This window comes from Clostridium sp. UMB9555A (genome assembly GCF_030222355.1).
In the GTDB taxonomy this organism is placed as follows: Bacteria; Bacillota; Clostridia; order Clostridiales; family Clostridiaceae; genus Sarcina; species Sarcina perfringens.
Genome location: NZ_JASORQ010000003.1, coordinates 330,452 through 350,938, shown reverse-complemented (window position 1 = coordinate 350,938; position 20,487 = coordinate 330,452). Strand labels below are relative to the sequence as shown.

General features: G+C 29.8%; 14 protein-coding genes. 11 read left to right on the top strand and 3 right to left on the bottom strand.

What is annotated here, in order from left to right; genetic code table 11:
• Positions 1–20 precede the first annotated feature (20 nt).
• The gene (locus tag QP548_RS11555; protein ID WP_061426267.1) at positions 21–428 is read right to left on the bottom strand and encodes a hypothetical protein; all 408 of its coding nucleotides are present in this window, start codon (positions 426–428) and stop codon (positions 21–23) included.
• Positions 429–914: 486 nt separating this feature from the next.
• On the opposite strand from QP548_RS11555, the gene uvrA reads away from it, so the two are divergent.
• From uvrA to QP548_RS11505, 10 genes are all read left to right on the top strand, one after another.
• Positions 915–3,734, top strand: coding sequence for an excinuclease ABC subunit UvrA (uvrA, locus tag QP548_RS11550; protein ID WP_061426268.1), 2,820 nt, complete (start codon positions 915–917; stop codon positions 3,732–3,734).
• 333 nt (positions 3,735–4,067) lie between these two features.
• Positions 4,068–4,502: an FHA domain-containing protein gene (locus tag QP548_RS11545; RefSeq protein ID WP_003473867.1), complete on the top strand. Its 435-nt coding sequence runs from the start codon at positions 4,068–4,070 to the stop codon at positions 4,500–4,502.
• A gap of 13 nt (positions 4,503–4,515) precedes the next feature.
• Complete coding sequence (locus tag QP548_RS11540; RefSeq protein WP_003457997.1) at positions 4,516–5,745, top strand: FtsW/RodA/SpoVE family cell cycle protein; 1,230 nt, start codon at positions 4,516–4,518, stop codon at positions 5,743–5,745.
• A complete protein-coding gene (locus QP548_RS11535; protein WP_061426269.1) occupies positions 5,746–7,209 on the top strand; it encodes a peptidoglycan D,D-transpeptidase FtsI family protein in 1,464 nt (487 codons plus the stop codon).
• A gap of 156 nt (positions 7,210–7,365) precedes the next feature.
• Entirely contained in the window at positions 7,366–9,228 is a 1,863-nt protein-coding gene (gene uvrC, locus QP548_RS11530; RefSeq protein ID WP_061426270.1) for an excinuclease ABC subunit UvrC, read from the top strand.
• A gap of 149 nt (positions 9,229–9,377) precedes the next feature.
• Positions 9,378–10,292: a UDP-N-acetylmuramate dehydrogenase gene (murB, locus tag QP548_RS11525; RefSeq protein ID WP_003457971.1), complete on the top strand. Its 915-nt coding sequence runs from the start codon at positions 9,378–9,380 to the stop codon at positions 10,290–10,292.
• A 239-nt stretch (positions 10,293–10,531) separates the two neighbouring features.
• Entirely contained in the window at positions 10,532–11,416 is an 885-nt protein-coding gene (gene rapZ / locus QP548_RS11520) for an RNase adapter RapZ (RefSeq protein ID WP_061426271.1), read from the top strand.
• Positions 11,413–12,783: a gluconeogenesis factor YvcK family protein gene (locus tag QP548_RS11515; RefSeq protein ID WP_060796200.1), complete on the top strand. Its 1,371-nt coding sequence runs from the start codon at positions 11,413–11,415 to the stop codon at positions 12,781–12,783. Before rapZ ends, QP548_RS11515 begins: the two co-directional genes overlap by 4 nt.
• Complete coding sequence (gene whiA / locus QP548_RS11510) at positions 12,762–13,712, top strand: DNA-binding protein WhiA (protein WP_003457993.1); 951 nt, start codon at positions 12,762–12,764, stop codon at positions 13,710–13,712. The genes QP548_RS11515 and whiA overlap by 22 nt, the downstream gene beginning before the upstream one ends.
• 173 nt (positions 13,713–13,885) lie before the next feature.
• Entirely contained in the window at positions 13,886–14,440 is a 555-nt protein-coding gene (locus QP548_RS11505; protein ID WP_061426272.1) for a hypothetical protein, read from the top strand.
• A gap of 133 nt (positions 14,441–14,573) precedes the next feature.
• On the opposite strand, the gene QP548_RS11500 is transcribed toward QP548_RS11505, so the two are convergent.
• Complete coding sequence (locus tag QP548_RS11500; protein ID WP_061429411.1) at positions 14,574–15,818, bottom strand: DUF4179 domain-containing protein; 1,245 nt, start codon at positions 15,816–15,818, stop codon at positions 14,574–14,576.
• A 13-nt stretch (positions 15,819–15,831) separates the two neighbouring features.
• A complete protein-coding gene (locus tag QP548_RS11495; RefSeq protein ID WP_081109927.1) occupies positions 15,832–16,368 on the bottom strand; it encodes an RNA polymerase sigma factor in 537 nt (178 codons plus the stop codon).
• A gap of 468 nt (positions 16,369–16,836) precedes the next feature.
• Here QP548_RS11495 and QP548_RS11490 point away from each other — a divergent pair, with 468 nt between their 5' ends.
• Positions 16,837–20,415, top strand: coding sequence for a DNA polymerase III subunit alpha (locus QP548_RS11490; protein WP_061426274.1), 3,579 nt, complete (start codon positions 16,837–16,839; stop codon positions 20,413–20,415).
• The last annotated feature ends 72 nt before the right edge of the window (positions 20,416–20,487 follow it).

The following is a 20,487-nucleotide window of genomic DNA, read 5'->3' as shown; positions in this document are numbered from 1 at the left end:
TGCTAACCACTCTTTGTTTTTTAAATAGTACTTATTTCAAAAAATAAATCCTCATCTTCCTTAAAACTATATGAGTAATATGAATTATTCCATTCATTTATATCAATAATATTTTCGCATGGAATTTTAGAGGAAAGGTTGTCTAAAAAATCATAATAGATATTCTTAGTACTTTGAATATTCTTGATTTTAAACAATTCTATTATGTCTTTAAAATAATTTTCAACATAAAGAGTAATAAAAGGATATAAGTCACATTGATTATTTAGATAGTTATAAAGAGGTTCTTTCTTGTAATCCCAATCTAAATAAAGTTCAATCAATCTTTCACTTACATTAAAAGGTATATTGGATTTTATGGCATTACAACTTATAAAATCATCATTTATTGTACAAACCTTAATCATACATTCACCAGATTCCCTCATAATAATCCTCCTATAAAGCTATATAAGTGGTTTCATATTAATTTAGGCATTAATAGTTTTTTGTTTTGGAGGAGTATTTTATTAAAACAAAATAAAACTTAATATTAATGCCTAAATGAGATGGCTTTTAAAGGTTTTATTACTATATAATATGAAAAAATACTAAAAAGTATTCTGAATTATCTGAAAATTTAGAAAATAATTTAAGGATAATAATTATTATAAAAAAAGAGTTTGACATATAAATGAGAGAGAATTAAAATATTATTATGCGAACTTATGTTTGGTTTTAGAAGAGACTAATCTGGTAATAATATAATGAAATGACTTAAATAATTTTTCATGTAAAACTAAATAAATTATACTTATTAAAGTTATATTACTGCTTTGATTAGAGATTTACATAACAAATAGTAAATAAAGATAGGGTTTAATTGGTAGGCTTATAGTCTTACTAAAGTTTATATGTTTATTAAGGAGATTTTTATGAAGGATAAGATAATAGTAAAAGGAGCAAAAGTACATAATTTAAAAAATGTAAGTTTAGAAATTCCTAGAGATAAGCTTATTGTTTTTACAGGACTTTCAGGTTCAGGTAAAAGTTCTTTAGCTTTTGATACAATCTATGCAGAAGGACAAAGAAGATATGTAGAATCTTTATCATCTTATGCAAGACAATTCTTAGGACAGATGGATAAACCAGATGTTGAGTCCATAGAAGGACTTTCACCTGCTATATCTATTGACCAAAAGACAACTTCTAGGAATCCAAGATCTACTGTAGGTACAGTAACAGAGATATACGATTATTTAAGATTATTATATGCAAGAGTGGGAGTACCTCATTGTCCTAAGTGTGGAAAAGAAATCACTCAACAATCTGTGGATCAAATAGTAGATCAAATTATGGAATTGCCAGAGAGAAGTAAAATAATGATCTTGGCTCCAATAATAAGAGGAAGAAAAGGAACTCATGAAAAAGTTCTTGAAAATATTAAGAAGCAAGGTTTTGTTAGGGCTAGAATAGATGGAGAAATTTATGATTTAACAGAGGATGAGATAAAACTTGAAAAGAATATAAAGCATAATATAGAAGCTGTAGTTGACAGAATAATTGTTAAGGACGGAATAGAAGGTAGATTAACAGATTCTATAGAAACATCTCTTAAAATGGCTGAAGGATTAGTTTTAGTCAATATAATAGGGGAGGAAGATAGACTTTATAGTGAACATTTTGCTTGTGCTGACTGTGGTATAAGCATAGATGAACTTGCACCAAGAATGTTCTCATTTAACTCGCCCTTTGGAAAGTGTGAAAGATGTGATGGATTAGGAACTTTAATGGAGATTGATGAGGATTTAGTGGTTCCTAATAAGGATTTAAGCATAAGAGGAGGAGCTATTTCTACTTGGGGAGACTCAAGAATGAAGGAAGAATCTTGGACTTATTGCGTTCTTAAAGCTTTAATGGAAAAGTACAACTTTGATTTAGACACTCCATATAAGGATTTACCTAAGAAGGTTCAAGAGGTTTTAATGTATGGAGAGCCAGAAAAGTTAAAGGTTACATATACAAAAGAAAATGTAACGGCTGTATATAATCATTCCTTTGAGGGAGAAATAAACAATTTAAGAAGAAGATATATGGAAACTAACTCAGATACCATGAAGGCTGAAATAGAAAAATATATGAGTGATAATCCATGTCCTAAATGTAAGGGTGCAAGGCTTAAGCCAGAAGCTTTAGCCGTTACAGTGGGAGGAAAAAATATATTTGAATTCACAAGTATGGCTATAAGAGAAGAGTTAGATTTTATAAACTCCATAGATTTCTCAGAAAAGGATAAGATAATAAGTAGTCAAATTATAAAGGAGATTCAATCTAGATTAAGTTTCTTAATAAATGTTGGCTTAGATTACTTAGACTTAGCTAGAAAAGCAGGAACTTTATCTGGGGGAGAAGCTCAGAGAATAAGACTGGCTACTCAAATAGGATCTCAACTTATGGGAGTATTATATATATTAGATGAGCCTTCAATAGGATTACATCAAAGGGATAATGATAGACTTATATCAACATTAAAACAACTTAGAGATGTGGGAAATACCCTTATAGTAGTAGAACATGATGAAGATACTATGAGAGAAGCAGATTACATAGTTGATATAGGGCCAGGAGCTGGAGAACATGGTGGAGAGATAGTTGCCTCAGGAACTTTAGATGAAATAATGTCAAATGAAAATTCCTTAACTGGTAAGTATTTAACTGGGGCTAAAAAGGTTGAGCTTCCAGAGGAAAGAAGAAAAGGCAATGGAAATTTCATAACAGTTAAGGGTGCTAAGGAAAATAACTTAAAAAATGTTACTGCTAAATTTCCTTTAGGAACTTTAACTATGGTTACTGGAGTTTCAGGATCAGGAAAGAGTACTTTAGTTAATGAAATTCTTTATAAAGGATTAAATAAAATCGTAAATAAAGCTAAGGATTTACCAGGAAAGTTTAAAGAAATAACAGGCTATGAAAATATTGATAAGATTATTGATATAGATCAAAGTCCTATAGGAAGAACTCCAAGAAGTAACCCAGCTACCTATACTGGAACCTTTGATATAATAAGAGAGCTTTTCTCACAAACTCAAGAAGCTAAAATGAGAGGGTATAAACCAGGAAGATTTTCTTTCAATGTAAAAGGTGGAAGATGTGAAGCTTGTAGTGGAGATGGAATAATAAAAATAGAAATGCAGTTTTTATCTGATGTTTATGTTCCATGTGAAGTTTGTAAGGGAAAAAGATATAATAGAGAGACCTTAGAAGTTAAATACAAAGGTAAAAATATAGCTGATGTATTAAACATGACTGTTGAGGAAGCTTTAGAGTTCTTTGAAAATATTCCAAGAATAAAAAATAAGCTTCAAACCTTAATGGATGTTGGTTTAGGATATATAAGATTAGGTCAACCTTCAACTCAATTATCAGGTGGAGAAGCTCAAAGAATTAAATTAGCCTATGAATTATCTAAGAGAAGTACAGGAAAAACCTTATATATCTTAGATGAACCTACAACAGGCCTTCATATACATGATGTAAATAGACTTGTAAAAATACTTCAAAGATTAGTTGATGGAGGAAATACAGTAATAGTAATTGAGCATAATTTAGATATGATTAAATGTGCAGATTATATAGTTGATTTAGGTCCAGAAGGCGGAGATAAAGGTGGAACTATTATTGCCACAGGAACTCCTGAGAAAATAACAGAGGTTAAGGAATCTTATACAGGTAAATATTTAAAGAAATATCTTTAATAAGGAATATAATTTTAAAAAGTAAATATATTATTTAAGAATAGATTAATCTAAATAGCTACCAGAATTTATGGCTATAAATTCTGATAGCTATCTTTTATTGATAGATATTATATTAAGTTAGTAAGTTAATGGTTATAAAATTAAAATAATGTTAGAAAAATATAAAAAGAAGTAAAATTAAAATATAAATATCATAATTTTCCCTTTTTTAGATGATATAATAATTAGGGATTTTAATTATGATTATGAAATTGTAATCTTTTATTGTATAATCAAGTTATTAAATAAAGTAAAATATAAAAGAAATATAAAATATGTAGAGGTGAAGTGATGTTTTCGAAACTAATGACATGGGTTTTTGGAATAATATTTATAGTAATACTATATTCCATAATTTATTATGCATTAAAGATAATGTATAAAGATGTTAAAGGCGGGAAAAAGAAGAAAGCCCCTGGAAAGAAAGCACATGGATTAGAAGTCTTAAAGACAATCTCTAATGGAACTCTAGGCATTGGCTCGGTTATACCAGTGACGAGTACTATATCTATTGGTCGAAGAGAAGATAATTCAATTGTGCTAAATGATCAGTTTGTATCATCATATCATGCTAAAATTTATGTTAAAAACAATGATTTTTATTTAGAAGATTTAGCAAGTACAAATGGTACATTTATAAATGACTCAAAAGTAGAGGGAAGAGTGAGATTAAAAGTAAATGATCAAATAAGAATGGGAAGCACCGTATTTAAGGTTATAGGATAAAAGAGGTGATAATATGAATACTACTTTAAAGTATGAAAAAAGGATGTTGCTATTAGTCTATCTTTTATGCTTAGCCTTATTTACTAATATAGCTGTTAAGCAAACCCCTATAGACAAAATGGCCTTTATAATAGCAGGTATATTAATAATTATTATTGGTTTTTCACATTTTATAATAAGAAAGTTTTATCCTGATGGGGATAAATATATGCTTATTTTTGCATCGGTTTTAGCTGTAGTTGGAATAGCAGTTCTTTATAGATTAGATCCTAAATTAGCAATTAAGCAATTAGTTTGGTTTAGTTTAGGAATAGCCCTTTATATGGGAATTGTAATAGTTATGCCAGATTTAAAAAGTTTTGCTAAGTATAAGTATATTTATATGGGTGGTACTTTAATTTTTATGGCTATGGCTATGATTATTGGTAAAACTGTAAATGGTTCAAAAAACTGGGTTTATATAGGTAGCTTTGGTTTTCAACCTTCTGAAATAGGTAAAATATTTTTAATACTTTATTTAGCATCTGCTTTAATGAAGTATGAAAAGAAAGATAATATAAAATATGAATTTAAACAACTTTTAGAGCCTGCATTAGTTGTAATGTACTCTTTAGGATTTATGGTTTTACAAAAAGACTTAGGATCAGCTCTTATGTTCTTCTTTGTATCTATAACTATGCTTTACATAGCTACTTGTAATTGGAAGTATGTTGGTACTGGATTAGTATTATTTTCACTAGGTGGAACAGTAAGTTATTTCTTGTTTAGCCATGTTAAAAAAAGAGTAATGATTTGGAAAGATGTTTGGAAATATGCTAGCAATGAAAGTTATCAGATAGTTCAAGGATTTTATGCCATGTCTTTAGGTGGAATGTTTGGGACAGGGCTTTATAATGGTTATCCTAAATTAGTACCTTTTGCATCTACGGATTTCATATTTACATTAATAGCACAAGAGTTAGGTCTTGTTTTTGGTATAGGATTACTATTATTATATTTCTTATTATTCTATAGAGGAATAAGAGCGGCATTAAATACAGATGATCCATTTTCACAATTAAATGCTGTTGGATTTAGTACACTTATAGTTGCTCAAGTTTTAGTAATTATAGGAGGAGTATTTGCAGTAATTCCATTAACAGGTATAACTTTACCTTTAGTTAGTTATGGTGGAACATCTATGCTTACAGTGTTCATCGCCTTAGGAATACTTCAGAAAATTTCAGAGGAGGGACTAAGATAGATGGCAAAGAAAAAAGATTTATCAGGAAGTATAAAAAAAGTTATGTTTGTCTATTTAGTGCTATTAGTAGGGCTTATAAGTTATATAGCTTACTTCCAATTAATACAAGTTCCAAAGATAGCTGAGATGGATAGCAACTCTGCTGTTATGGCTGCTCAGAACGAGGTCATAAGAGGAGAAATAAAAGATAGAAATGGAAATGTTCTAGCTAAAAGTACTAAAAGTGGTGATTTAACTCAAAAAAGAGAATATCCTTATGGAGAAATATATTCTCATCCAATTGGATATGCTAGTGGAATATATGGAAATGCAGGTTTAGAAGGAGCATATTCAAAAGAGTTAACTACTTATGAAAATGTATCATTAAAAGCTTTCTTAAAATCATTTAACTTTAAAAAAGATTTTAAAGAAAGAAATGAAATTGATAAAAAGGTAGGAAATAGTATTGTAACAACTTTAGATACTGATTTACAGAAGGCAGCATATGCGGCTTTAGGAGCTAATAGAGGGGCTGTAGTTGCTTTAGATCCTAAGACTGGAGCGGTGTTAGCAAGTGTTTCAAAGCCAGGATTTAATCCTAATAATATGAAAGAAACATATGAAATTGCTAATAACCCTAATGGAAATCCTAAAGATGCCATATTAGTTGATAGAGCTTTAAATGGTCAATATCCTCCAGGATCTACATTTAAGGTTGTAACTTTAACATCTGCTTTAGAAAATCTTCCAGGGGTAACTGAAAGAACTTTCAATGATACTGGTTCTATAAATGTTGGTACAAAAGATTTACCAAATGAAAATGGAAATGCTTATGGAAATATAAGCTTAAGAAAAGCTTTATCAGTTTCAAGTAACGTAGTATTTGGAGGAATTCTTGGAGAAGAGCTTGGAAACAAAAAACTAAGAGAGACAGCAGAAAAGTATGGATTTAATAAAGATTTATATTTAGGAAATCTTAAAGCTTATTCTGGAAGTTTCCCAGATAGAAAAACTGTTGACAAAGGGCTTATAGCTTATGATGCTATAGGTCAAGGGGAAGTTTTATCAAGTCCTATTGAAATGGCAATGGTTGCAGCAACAGTAGCTAATAATGGGGTTAGAATGGAACCTTATATAGTTAGTAAAGTTGTGGATAAAGATGGGGATACTGTAAAAGAGTTTAGCTCAACTAAAAAAGATACAGTTATGAGCAAAGAACAAGCTCAAATCATAAATGAATATATGCAAGGCGTTGCAAAAGATAGAATAAATGATAACTGGGGATATTTTAAAGGAATGAATGTGGCAGCTAAGACTGGTACAGCACAGGTTCCTGATGGAAATTCTCATGCATGGTTAATAGCTTTTGCTCCAGCTGATGATCCTAAAATAGCTGTTGCAACAATAGTTGAAAATGGTGGCTCAGGTTCAAAGGTGGCAGCCCCTGTTACAGCTAGGGTAATGCAAGCATATTTTAATAAATAATTATAGAATATAACTAAATACTTAATAAAAAAATAATCGCCCTAATATTACTATGAGAAATAGTATGTTAGGGCGTATTAATTTATAGTGATTTTACATAAATGTTATTTAATTTATAAAAATAAGTTTTATAATAAAAGATGCGAGGTGATAATGATGTTTGATTTTCAACACCAATTAAAGATATTGCCTGATAAACCAGGAGTTTATATAATGAAAAATTCTCTTGGAGAAGTTATTTATGTAGGAAAAGCAAAGGTATTGAAAAATAGAGTAAGGCAATATTTTCAAAACTCTAAGAATCACTCTGAAAAAGTTAGAGCTATGGTTAAGAATATAGCTGAATTTGAGTACATAGTTACAGATTCTGAAATGGAAGCATTAATTTTAGAATGTAATCTTATTAAAAAATACAGTCCAAGATATAACATAGCCTTAAAGGATGATAAGTTTTATCCATTTATAAAAATAACCACTAATGAGGATTTCCCAAGGGTTTATGTTACAAGGAATTTTGCTAAGGATGGAAATAGATATTTTGGACCATATACTAATGGTACAGCCGTTTATGAGGTTATGGGACTTATAAAGAAGTTATTCCCCTTAAGAACCTGTAAAAAGGCCATTGTGGAAGGTGGAGAGCCTACGAGAGCATGTTTGAATTATCATATTAACCTTTGTAAAGCTCCTTGTGCTGGCTATGTATCTAAGGCTGAGTACTGGGAAATGATAGATGAAATTATAAACATTTTAAATGGTACAGATACATCAATAATAAAAAAATTAAAACTAGAAATGGAAAAAGCTGCAGAAGAATTAGAGTTTGAAAAGGCAGCTAAAATTAGAGATAGAATTTTGGCCATAGAATTGATTAGTGAAAAGCAAAAGATGTTTACTGTAAAAGAAGGAGACGAAGACTTTATAGACTTATATACTGATGAAAAAGATGGATGTGCTCAAGTTTTCTTTGTTAGAGAGGGAAAAGTTACAGGTAGAGAGCACTTTATGATTGAAAATATTGGTGATGATCCAGTTAAAGAGGTAATAAGTTCCTTTATAGCATCCTTTTATGGAGGAACTGCGCAAATACCTAAGACAATTTATGTGCCAGAGGAAATAGAGGATCAAGAGCTTATAGAAAAGTTTCTTACAGAAAAAAGAGGATCTAAGGTTTGGATAAAGGTCCCTAAGAAGGGGGATAAAAAGAATCTTTTAGATATGGTTAGAAATAATGCTAAGATAATGCTTGATCAATTTAAAGAAAAAATGGTTGAGGAAAAAGAGTTAAATAAGTCTGCCTTAACTGAACTTGCAGATGTTTTAGGATTAGATTCTTTGCCTGCTAGAATAGAGGCTTATGACATATCAAATATACAGGGTGTAGACTCAGTAGGAACCATGGTGGTTTTTGAAAATGGAAAAGCTAAAAATTCAGATTATAGGAGATTTAAGATAAAAAGTGTTAAAGGTCCTAATGATTATGAAAGTATGAGAGAAATATTAAGTAGAAGATTTTCTCATGGATTAGAGGAAGTAAATAAAATAAAAGAGAGAAATTTAGAATACTCAAAGGGAAAGTTTTGTATTTTCCCAGACTTGATAATGATGGATGGGGGGAAAGGGCAAGTAAACATAGCCTTAGAGGTTCTAAAGGACTTTGGCATAGAAATTCCTGTCTGTGGCCTTGTTAAAGACGATAAGCATAGGACTAGAGGAATTATATTCAATAACGAAGAAATCCTTATTAGAAGGGGCTCAGGGCTTATGAATCTAATAACTAGAGTTCAGGATGAGGTTCATAGATATGCTATAACATATCACAGGAGTTTAAGAGATAAAAGAACCTTACATTCCATATTAGAAGATATACCTAGAATTGGGGAAAAGAGAAGAAGAAATCTTCTTATGAAGTTTGGAAGTATAGATAATATTAAAAAGGCATCTATGGAAGAATTATTAGATACACCAGGGATAGACAAAAGAGCAGCAGAGAGTATAAAACAATATTTTTCAAGTTAATTTTATTAACAGAAATTGACTTAGGATAATATATATAATATTATGGCATAGGAAAATAAAAAAAATTTGTACTAAATATTGAAAATATGTCAAGAATTAATTTATACTATTAAATTAGGATATTAAATTTAAAATTGAGGAGTTTGGGTATGAATCAATACATGGAGTTTTATAAATTATTAGGTGAATTTTATAATGAAGAAGATATTACTGTGGATTCTCCAATGAGCGAACATATTTATTTTAGAGTAGGAGGACCAGCAGATATACTAGTAACTCCTGTTAATGAAGAACAAGTAGTTAATACTTTAAAACTTTGTAGGGAATATAATGTACCTTATTTTATATTAGGTAACGGTTCTAATATTTTAGTTAAAGATGGGGGCATTTCTGGAGTTGTAATTAAATTTAATAAGTTAAATAAGATCACAACAGAGGGAAATTGCGTAACAGCTCAGAGTGGAGCTTTATTAAAAGATGTATCAAAGGCTGCTTTAGAAAATAACTTAAGAGGCTTTGAATTTGCATGTGGAATACCAGGAAGCATAGGAGGCGCAGTATTTATGAATGCTGGAGCTTATGATGGAGAAATGGCACATGTAATAAAATCAGCTAGAGTAATTGATGAAAATTGTAATATTAAAAATTTAACTAAAGAGGAATTAGAACTTGGTTATAGAAGTTCAATAGTTATGAAAAAAGGATATGTAGTTATAGAGGCTACAGTTGAACTAGAAAGCGGAGAGTATGCTAGTATAAAAGATAAGATTGATGATCTTACAAACAGAAGAGAGAGTAAGCAACCTTTAGAATATCCATCAGCAGGTAGTACATTTAAAAGACCAGAAGGATATTTTGCTGGAAAACTTATTCAAGATTCAGGATTAAAAGGTTTCTCAATTGGAGGAGCTGCTGTTTCAGAAAAGCATTCAGGTTTTGTAATAAACAAAGGTGGAGCTACAGCTAAGGATGTCTTAGATGTTATAGCTCATGTTCAAAAAACAGTTAAAGAAAATTTTGATGTTGAACTTCATACTGAAGTTAGAATAATTGGTAGAGATTAGTAAGAAGGAGTATGCAGGTGCATACTCTTTTTTTAGCCGTATTATAATATAAAAATTCCCTAAGGGGAAAATAGAAGAATATATAAGATTAGAGGCTTATAAAATAAGTAATAATTGACTTATTTTATGTTATAATCTATTTAAGAAATTAGTTTATTTGCTTTAATTACTAAGTGATTAAAGCATTTCTTATGTTTTGAAGTTATTAAACAGATTATAGATTTATAGGAGATGATAATATGAGATTTGTAATAGTTACTGGACTTTCAGGGGCTGGAAAAACAGAAGCAACAAGAAGTTTAGAAGATTTAGGATACTTTTGCGTAGACAACTTACCTCCAAAGTTAATACCTAAGTTTGCAGAGGCCTGTGTTCAAAGTGAAGGTAAAATAGATAAAATAGCATTAGTAATAGATATAAGAGGCGGAATATTCTTTGATGATTTATTTGAAAGCATAGAGTATTTAAAAGCTAATGATTTTAATTACGAAATTTTATTCTTAGAGGCTTCTGATGAGGTTTTAGTTAAGAGATTTAAAGAAACAAGAAGAAGTCATCCGCTTTCACCAGATGGAAGAATAATAACTGGTATAAGTGAAGAAAGAATGAGACTTAGAGAACTTAAGGATAGAGCTGATAATATAGTAGACACTTCAAATTATCCTATAAGAAATTTAAGAGAAAAAATAAATCTTTTATATGGAGACGGTAAGCCAGTAGAGCAAAATCTTTCAATAACTGTTTTATCTTTTGGATTTAAGTATGGTATTCCATCAGATTCAGATTTAGTTTTTGATGTTAGATTTATACCAAATCCATTTTATATTCCAGAATTAAAGCCATTTTCAGGTGAAGATGAACCAGTTAAAAATTATGTTCTTGCTCAAGAAGAAACAAAAGGATTTTTATCAAGACTTTCAGATATGGCAGAATTCTTAATCCCTAATTATATAAAAGAAGGAAAGAGACAACTTATTATCTCTATTGGGTGTACAGGAGGAAGACATAGATCAGTAGCTATAGCTAATGCTTTATATAAAGAACTTCTAGCTAAAAACTTCCATGTTACTTTAGAAAATAGAGATATTAATGAGGATATAAATAGGGGAGATAGAAAACTATGATGATGAAAAAAATGCTAAAGCCTGGTATCAGAGTTAAAAGATACATTTTTTTGGCTTTAGCATCTATAATTACTATGGCTGTTGCCATTGCAAAGTTAATTGATGAGAGGCATGTAACCACCATTCATGATAAAGCTGTATTTATAATACTAATAATTTTTTCTGGGTTAGTAGGATATAAATCAATAGTTTGGTGCGTGAAGTCAGTGGTTTCATTAGTTAATAAAGGATATATAAATTTATCTATTGAAGAAGATGATTTAGAAGACCTAATAGAAGATGATAGACTTTTAATTAAAGGGCCAAAGATTGTTGTTATAGGTGGGGGGACAGGCCTTTCCACCATGCTTAGAGGATTAAAACACTATACATCTAATGTAACGGCTATAGTAACAGTTGGAGATGATGGGGGCGGATCTGGTATTTTAAGAGAAGATTTAGGAATACTACCACCTGGAGATATAAGAAACTGTATTTTAGCCCTAGCAAATACTGAGCCTTTGATGAATGAATTATTGCAATATAGATTTAATGATGGTAGACTAAAGGGCCAAAGTTTTGGTAATTTATTTTTAGCGGCTATGGATGGAATATCTGAAAATTTTGAGGATGCTGTCCAAAAAATGAGTTCTGTACTTGCAGTTAAGGGTGAAGTTTTACCTGTAACTTTAGAAAATATGGTTTTAGAAGCAGAACTTATGAATGGACATAGGGTAAGAGGGGAATCTCTAATAGGAGAGGAAGTAATAGACCAAAGTAGTCCAATAAAAAAATTAAAGATAATACCAGAGGATGCTAAGGCATTAGACAGGGCTTTAGAGGCTATAGAAGAGGCTGATGCTATAGTTTTAGGACCAGGAAGTTTATATACTAGTGTATTACCTAATCTTTTGGTAAAAGATATAAGTAAAGCTATAAAGAAAAGTAAAGCATTTAAAATATATAATTGCAATATAATGACTCAACCAGGTGAGACTGATGGATTTAAGGTATCTGACCATGTTCAAGTTATATTAGATCATTGTGGAAAAGATATGGTAGACTGTATAATTGCAAACTCTAAAGATATTTCAGAAGAATTAAAAGAAAAGTATTTAGATAAAAATTCTGAGCTTGTAGAACTTGATATTAATAAGCTTAAAAAGATGGGACTATGTGTTGTTGATGGAGATTTAACTAAGGTTAAAGGGGATTATATAAGACATAATTCGGATTATTTAGCACAACTTCTCATTGAAACAGTAATGGAAAAGCATTTATTATATGATAGAAAGAAAATTTTAGAGTATATATATTTATCACAAAGAATTAAGAAAAGAGAAGGTTCAAATAGGAAGGAGCAATCATGTCATTTTCAGCAAAAGTAAAGGGAGAAATATGTAGATATATTGATATATCAAAAGAGGAAGCTCTTGCTCAAATATCAGCTATCATGAAAGTATGCGGTACACTTGCTTTTAGTGGTAGACAAATAAGCTTCAAAATGACAACAGAAAATCCTGCGTCTGCAAGATTGATGTTTACTATATTAAAGGATTACTTCGACATACATGCAAAGCTTATGGTTAAAAAAAGTAATTCCTTAAAGAAAAATAATATTTATATGGTTGTTGTAACCGAAGAAATGGGAGTAAAAAAATTACTTGAAATAACAGGTATATTAAGAGAGATAGATGGAATAATGTCACTAGACTATCATATAGATGAGAATTTAGTTGATACAGAAGAAAAGAAAAAAGCTTATATTAGAGGAGCTTTCATTGGTGGAGGAAGTATAAGTAATCCAGAAAAAACTTACCATTTAGAGTTTGTTACTCACTCTCAAGAATATGCAGAGGATTTAGGAAAGCTAATTAATACTTTTGGGTTAAAAGCTAAGGTGATACAAAGAAAAAACAGTTACATAGTTTATATAAAAGAGGGAGAGCAAATAGTAGATTTATTAAATATAATAGGAGCTCACACTGCCCTTTTAGAACTTGAAAACATTAGAATCATGAAAGAGATGAGAAATAATGTAAATAGACTTGTAAACTGTGAAACTGCAAACCTTAGTAAGACTGTAAATGCAGCGGTTAGACAGGTTGAGAGTATAAAGCTTATAGAAAGGGAAATAGGTCTTGCAAGGCTTCCTAAGAATTTAAGAGAAGTTGCAGAGCTTAGATTAACTTATCCTGAGGAATCCTTAAAGGAGCTTGGTGAAATGCTTGAACCACCAGTTGGAAAATCAGGAGTAAATCATAGATTAAGAAAAATTGAAAAAATAGCTGAAGAGCTTAGAACAGGCAACTTCTAGCAGAGTTTTTAAAATCTTTTAAGTAATTATTTTAACAGCGAATATTAAATTTGCTGTTAAAAAACTTAAAAGTTTTTTTATGCAAAAAAATACCTACTAAATGGAATAATATTAATTTGTTTTTATGGGGAAGATAATTTTGAAAAAATATTATTTTAAGTGGAGGTATTAATATGGCAAGAAATTTTAAAAAGGCAATTTGGCTTTTAGTAGGAGTAATGATCTTTGGAATTATAGGTATGGTTGGATGTACAAAAAAGACTAATGAAATGACAGAGAACTCAGGACTATCAGCAACTACTCCAGCAGAATATAAAACAATGCTAGAAGAAAAAATAAAAACTTATATTGGTGATGTAAATTTAGGTACAGAATATGATTTTTCAAAGGTAACAGAGGATACTAAGCAAGCAACTTATGAAGAGTATGAAAAATATTATAAAAATCTAGATACTGAACTTACAAATCTAAAAAATGAACTTAACAGCAAAGTTTCTCCATCAGATGGAAAAGTTAATGATGCCAACAGAAAGATAGTTGAAAGCATAGATAATTTAAAAATGTCTATAAGCACTGTTAAAAGTGATTTAGACGCTAACAGAAATAAAATATTAGCAATGCCTAAAGATGAGTTTATTGGTGCAATGAAAGACATTGAAAAATCTGCATATGATGCTAGAGTTAAAGTTCAAGAATCTATAGATGCAGCAAAAAATAGTTTTAAATAAGAATTTAAGCCTATATTAAAATTTTATTTTTAATATAGGCTTAATTTAGTTTAAATGTTAATTTAGCTAACTATTTAAATTGATTAATTTAAAAAAATTAAGTTAAGTTTCAGTAAAAACAAATGAGTTTGAATTAATTTATTTCTATTATTTGATCATATAATATTTCAATATCATCATTTGAAATATACTCATATTCTAAAAGGTAATCAGCATCAGCGGTGAAGTCTGGTATAACATATGTTGTTATAGTATCTAGTATGCCTAGAACTTTTGTTTCATACTCATACATATTAAGTCTTGAATTAATATTTTCTTTTTTTATAATATTAAAATCATAAGAATCTACATCATCTGTTTTTCTTATTGATATATAAGTTTTCCCATCTTTAGTTTCTATATTTTCTATGGATACTTTTCCAACTTTTCCAAAAGTTTTAGTTTCTCCTATTGATAAAGGCATAGATTCTTTTATAAGGTTATCTACATTGAGTTTACTTCTAGTTTTAGGAACTATATATAATTTCCCAGGAGTATTAGGAAGTAAATAATTAATTTTACCTAAAGTTTCATGCCAAAGTATAAAAGATAATTTGTTTTCTGGATTATTAAATTTTTCATCATAGTCAATAACTATGGAGGTAGGATATTTTTTTACTGAGGATATTAAAATTGAGTTCTTATTAGCCTGTATTTCTTTATTAATTTTAGTTTCTTTTACATTTAAATCCGTTATATCAAAAGAAAGATTTAAAGTATCGCTATTAACTGCAAGTATTTCAGAATCTGCAATTATGTTTGGAATACTGAGTTTAATGTTAAATTTATCTGGTAACTTATTTCCACTATAAGGATTTATATAGAAAGTCATCATACCAGCAAAAGTGTAATCATCTATAAATTCACCTTTTTCAAGACCACCTTCATAGGAAATATCTTCATTATATTTAAAATTTGCTTCAAAGAAGTATTGCCCAGATTTATTTAATTTTGCATTTCCTTTAATTTTAAAGAAAAATGTTGTTTCAATTCCATCATAATAAGCGCTTTCTATTGTTAGGGTATAGTCCTCATTACTAACTTGATAGTTTAGGTTTTGTGCATTTATTTCATAGCCACTTAGATTGAATTTATTGCTTAAAATTTCTACAACATCACCTAGGATAGGAATATTCATTGCATACGTTGGAAAGTAAATTCCTACACTTAAAATACAAAAGATTAAAATAGAAGCTATTGATCCTAAATGTCTGAAGTTAAACTTATTTTTTTTAAGTTTTTTAAAAGTATAATCAACTTTGTATTTTAAAGCATTTGGTTCTTTTACTTTAGATTCTCTAGCCATTTCAAAAAGTTTTCTATCAAAATCATCAATCATAAATACATCCCCCTTAAATATTATCTTTAAGAATTTCATATAAAGCTTCTTTAGCTCTAAAAAGTCTAGATTTTACAGTTCCTTCAGCTATATTTAGTGCCACTGAAATATCTTTATAAGACATGTCCTCGAAGTAGAAAAGTATTGTTATTACTCTTAAATCTTCTTTTAAACATTTGATTGCATCATATAAATCTATATTTTCATAGTTTTCAGTTATATATAATTCAGAACTTAACTCCTTTGGAGTGTTTTTATTTTTCTTATAGATTTTATTACACTCATTTATTAAAATTCTTATTAACCATGTTTTAAAATACCTTTCATCCTTTAGAGTATTAATTTTATTAAAGGCTATTAAAATAGTAGTTTGAATAGCATCTTCAATATCTTCTTCAACTTTTAAAATTCCTTTAGCTACCCTATACATAGAAGTGAGATTTTCTTTTATTAATAGTTCAAAGTTTTGAGACAATCTCTCTTTGGTTAATTTTTTATACGAAACTTTATTAAATGAATTTTTATTAAAAAAGCTTATTAGTTCCAACATCATCCCTCCTTTTTCAACTATTAGAGAGTAAATTATACAGAATTGTTCCATAAAAAAATGGGTGTTTTTATTTTATTTACAAATAATAAAAAGTTTTTAATATTATTTAAAACTTAACTGGTTTTAAGCTCTATTAAAAATTATTAGGTTGATAATTTCACCATATAAATTAGAATTTTAAGAAACAATAATTAGAATTAATATGGTAAATTGGGTATATTTTTATAAAAAGATTATTTTTTCTTAAGAGGTTAATAATTAGAACTAATACAATAAAGTTTTCTTAGTGTATTTCTCTTTAATATGGTAAAATTAATATATTACACTTAATTTAAAACATAACTTTTAAGTGTTTGCTTTAATAAAAAAATAGAGATTATTTTTAAGATTTAAACTTAAAAAATAGCATTTTATATATGATTAAAAATATTTTATATAAACAATATTAGATGAAAGGATGTGAAGAAAATGGGGGATAAGAAGTTTTGTCACTTGCATCTGCACTCTGGGTATAGTTTGCTTGATGGTTCTGGAAAGATAAAGCCACTTATTAAAAGGGCAAAGGAACTTGGAATGGAAAGTATAGCATTAACTGACCATGGTGTTATGTATGGATGTGTTGACTTATATAAAGAAGCTAAGGCTGAAGGAATAAAACCTATCTTAGGATGTGAAGTTTATGTTGTGCCTAAGTCTAGAAAGATAAAGAGCAATGATGAAGATAATAAAACGTATCACTTAGTTCTTCTTGTTAAGAATGAAAAGGGATATGAGAACCTTATGAAAATTGTTTCTGTAGCATCTATTGAAGGCTTTTATTATAAACCAAGAATTGATAGAGAATATTTAAAAGAACACTCAGAGGGAATAATAGCTTTAAGTGCTTGTCTTGGAGGAGAAGTTCAAAAAGCTATTTTAAATGGAAAGATAGATAAAGCAAGGGAAGCTGCAATATTCTATAGAGATACATTTAAGGATGGGTTTTACTTAGAACTTCAAAACCATGGAATAGAAGAGCAAAAAAAGGTTAATGAGGTAAATATACAATTAGCTAAAGAGCTTAATATTCCTTTAGTTGCAACAAATGATGTTCACTATATAAATCAGGAAGATTCAAAGGCACATGACATACTTATGTGCATACAAACTGGAAAAACTGTGGATGATCCAAATAGAAGAAGATACCCCTCTGACCAATTCTATTTAAAATCACCAGAGGAAATGTGGGATATGTTTGATTACGTTCCAGAAGCTTTAGAAAATACATTAAAGATTGCAGAAGAATGTAATTTTGATTATGAATTCCATGTTTCAAAGCTTCCAAAGTTCCCACTTCCAGAAGGGGTAGAGCCCTTTGAATATCTAAGAAAGACTTGCTTTGATGGCCTTATAGATAGATTAGAAGAACTTAAGCCTCTTAAGGAAAATGGAATATATGATATAGATAAGGTTTATGAAATTGGTGAGAATAATGAGAAGGTAAAAGAAGATATTGAAAGGCTTGAATATGAGCTTGGAGTAATTAAGCAAATGGGGTATGTTGATTACTTCCTAATAGTTTGGGATTTCATTAAGTATGCCAATGATAATGGAATACCAACTGGCCCAGGAAGAGGATCAGCAGCTGGAGCCTTAGTTGCCTATACCTTAGGAATAACAAAAATAGATCCTATGAAATACAGCTTACTCTTCGAGCGTTTCCTTAATCCGGAGAGAGTAAGTATGCCAGATATAGACTCTGACTTCTGTTATGAGGGAAGACAAAGGGTTATAGACTATGTTGTTGAAAAGTATGGTCACGACAATGTATCACAGATTATAACTTTTGGAACAATGGCAGCGAGAGCTTGTATTAGGGACGTAGGTAGAGCTATGAATTACACTTATGCAGAGGTTGATAGAATAGCTAAACAAATACCTACAGTTCTTGGGGTAACTATAGATAAGGCTTTAGATTTAAATCCAGAGCTTAAAGAAATTTATGAAAGTGAAGATAGAGTAAGGGAGCTTATTGATGTAAGTAGAAGGCTAGAAGGGCTTCCAAGACATTCATCAACTCATGCTGCTGGAGTAGTTATAGCTTCTCAGCCTTTAGTTGAGTATGTGCCACTTCAAAAAAATGATGAATCAATTGTAACTCAATTTGATATGACAACCCTTGAGGAACTTGGTTTATTAAAAATGGACTTCTTAGGTCTTAGAACCTTAACTGTTATGCGTGATGCTGTGGATATGATCAAGTATAACAGAGGAGTGGACATAGATTTAGATAACTTAGACTTTGATGATAAAGAAGTTTATAAGATGATTGGTGAAGGAAATACAGTAGGGGTATTCCAGTTAGAGTCAGCAGGAATGACCTCTTTCATGAAAGAACTTAAGCCAGATTGTTTAGAGGATATCATAGCGGGAATATCATTATATAGACCTGGTCCTATGGCAGAAATACCAAGATATATAAGTGGTAAAAGGGATCCAAAGTCAGTAGAATATATAGTTCCTGAACTTGAAAACATATTAAATGTAACCTATGGGGTTATGGTTTACCAAGAGCAGGTTATGGAGATTGTTAGAAAATTAGCAGGATATTCCATGGGAAGAAGTGACCTTGTTAGAAGAGCTATGTCTAAGAAAAAGCATAAGGTCATGGAAGAAGAGAGAAAGAACTTCATTTATGGAATTGAAGATGAAAATGGAAATATAGAGGTTCCAGGTTGCTTAAGAAATGGTATTTCAGCTGAGGCTGCTAATAAAATATTTGACTCCATGATGGACTTTGCATCCTATGCATTTAACAAAAGTCATGCTGCTGCCTATGCCGTAATAGGATTCCAGACAGCTTATCTTATGAGATATTATCCAGTAGAGTTTTTAGCTGCTATGCTTAACTCTGTTATGGGTAACAGTGATAAGGTATCTGAATATATAAGAAGTGCAGAAAAGCTTGGAATTCAGGTATTACCACCAGATATAAATGAGAGTTATACTAAGTTTACAGTTAAGGGTGATACTATAAGATTTGGTATGGGAGCTATAAAAAATGTAGGGGTAAATGTTGTAGAAAACATAGCTAAATCAAGAGATGAAAAGGGTAGATTCACTTCCCTTATGGATTTTTGCAATAAAATAGACTTAAGTATTGTAAATAAAAGATCAGTAGAAAGTTTAATAAAAGCTGGTACATTTGATAGCTTAAAGGTTTATAGATCACAATTACTATCTGTTTTTGAAAAAATAATGGATGGAGTATATTCTCAGAGAAAGAAAAACATAGATGGGCAAATGTCATTGTTTGGAGCACTTCAAGAAGAGAGTGAATCAAACTTAGAAATAAGATACCCAAACATAAAGGAATTCAACAAGAAATATATGCTTGCTATGGAAAAGGAAATGACAGGACTTTATATGAGTGGTCATCCACTAGATGATTATGAAAAGCCTTTAAAGGAGCAAACATCAATAACTATAGAAAAAATAATAGAAGCTCAAAAGAATTTAAATGAGCAAAAGAATGTTGAATTAGAAGATTTAGTTGTAGACAGTTCTTTAACTGATGGAACTAGAGTAATTATAGGGGGAATTCTTACTAATGTTTCTAGAAAGGTAACTAGAAATAATACTCTTATGGCATTTGCAAAGGTAGAGGACTTAACTGGCTATTTAGAATGTGTTATATTCCCTAAAACCTTAGAAAAATGTAATGCACTAGTAAATGAGGACTCCTTTGTTTTAATAAGGGGAAGAGTTTCTCTAAAGGAAGATGAGGAGCCAAAAATACTTTGTGAAGATATACAACCACTAGAATTAATAAATTCTTCAAAGGTGTATATAAAGGTTGAAGATGGAGAAAAAGCTAATATGATAGTTAAGCCTTTAAGAGTTTTATTATCACAATATAAAGGTGATTCTCCAGTTTATATATTTGCAGCAAAGGAAAAAGCATCTTTTAGATTAAACAGAGATATGTGGGTTGATTTAGATACAGATGTAATAGACTTTTTAATTAACAAATTTGGAGAAGGAAATGTAAAAGTAGTTGAAGGATAATATTATAATTCAGAGTTAAAATAAATTTTTCCGTATTTTGAGTGAGATTGAAATTTTAAATTTAATCTTATA

Coding starts and splice junctions, on each gene's coding strand:
- QP548_RS11555 (WP_061426267.1), bottom strand. CDS start 428: ATGAGGGAATCTGGTGAATGTATGATTAAGGTTTGTACAATAAATGAT.
- uvrA (WP_061426268.1), top strand. CDS start 915: ATGAAGGATAAGATAATAGTAAAAGGAGCAAAAGTACATAATTTAAAA.
- QP548_RS11545 (WP_003473867.1), top strand. CDS start 4,068: ATGTTTTCGAAACTAATGACATGGGTTTTTGGAATAATATTTATAGTA.
- QP548_RS11540 (WP_003457997.1), top strand. CDS start 4,516: ATGAATACTACTTTAAAGTATGAAAAAAGGATGTTGCTATTAGTCTAT.
- QP548_RS11535 (WP_061426269.1), top strand. CDS start 5,746: ATGGCAAAGAAAAAAGATTTATCAGGAAGTATAAAAAAAGTTATGTTT.
- uvrC (WP_061426270.1), top strand. CDS start 7,366: ATGTTTGATTTTCAACACCAATTAAAGATATTGCCTGATAAACCAGGA.
- murB (WP_003457971.1), top strand. CDS start 9,378: ATGAATCAATACATGGAGTTTTATAAATTATTAGGTGAATTTTATAAT.
- rapZ (WP_061426271.1), top strand. CDS start 10,532: ATGAGATTTGTAATAGTTACTGGACTTTCAGGGGCTGGAAAAACAGAA.
- QP548_RS11515 (WP_060796200.1), top strand. CDS start 11,413: ATGATGATGAAAAAAATGCTAAAGCCTGGTATCAGAGTTAAAAGATAC.
- whiA (WP_003457993.1), top strand. CDS start 12,762: ATGTCATTTTCAGCAAAAGTAAAGGGAGAAATATGTAGATATATTGAT.
- QP548_RS11505 (WP_061426272.1), top strand. CDS start 13,886: ATGGCAAGAAATTTTAAAAAGGCAATTTGGCTTTTAGTAGGAGTAATG.
- QP548_RS11500 (WP_061429411.1), bottom strand. CDS start 15,818: ATGATTGATGATTTTGATAGAAAACTTTTTGAAATGGCTAGAGAATCT.
- QP548_RS11495 (WP_081109927.1), bottom strand. CDS start 16,368: ATGTTGGAACTAATAAGCTTTTTTAATAAAAATTCATTTAATAAAGTT.
- QP548_RS11490 (WP_061426274.1), top strand. CDS start 16,837: ATGGGGGATAAGAAGTTTTGTCACTTGCATCTGCACTCTGGGTATAGT.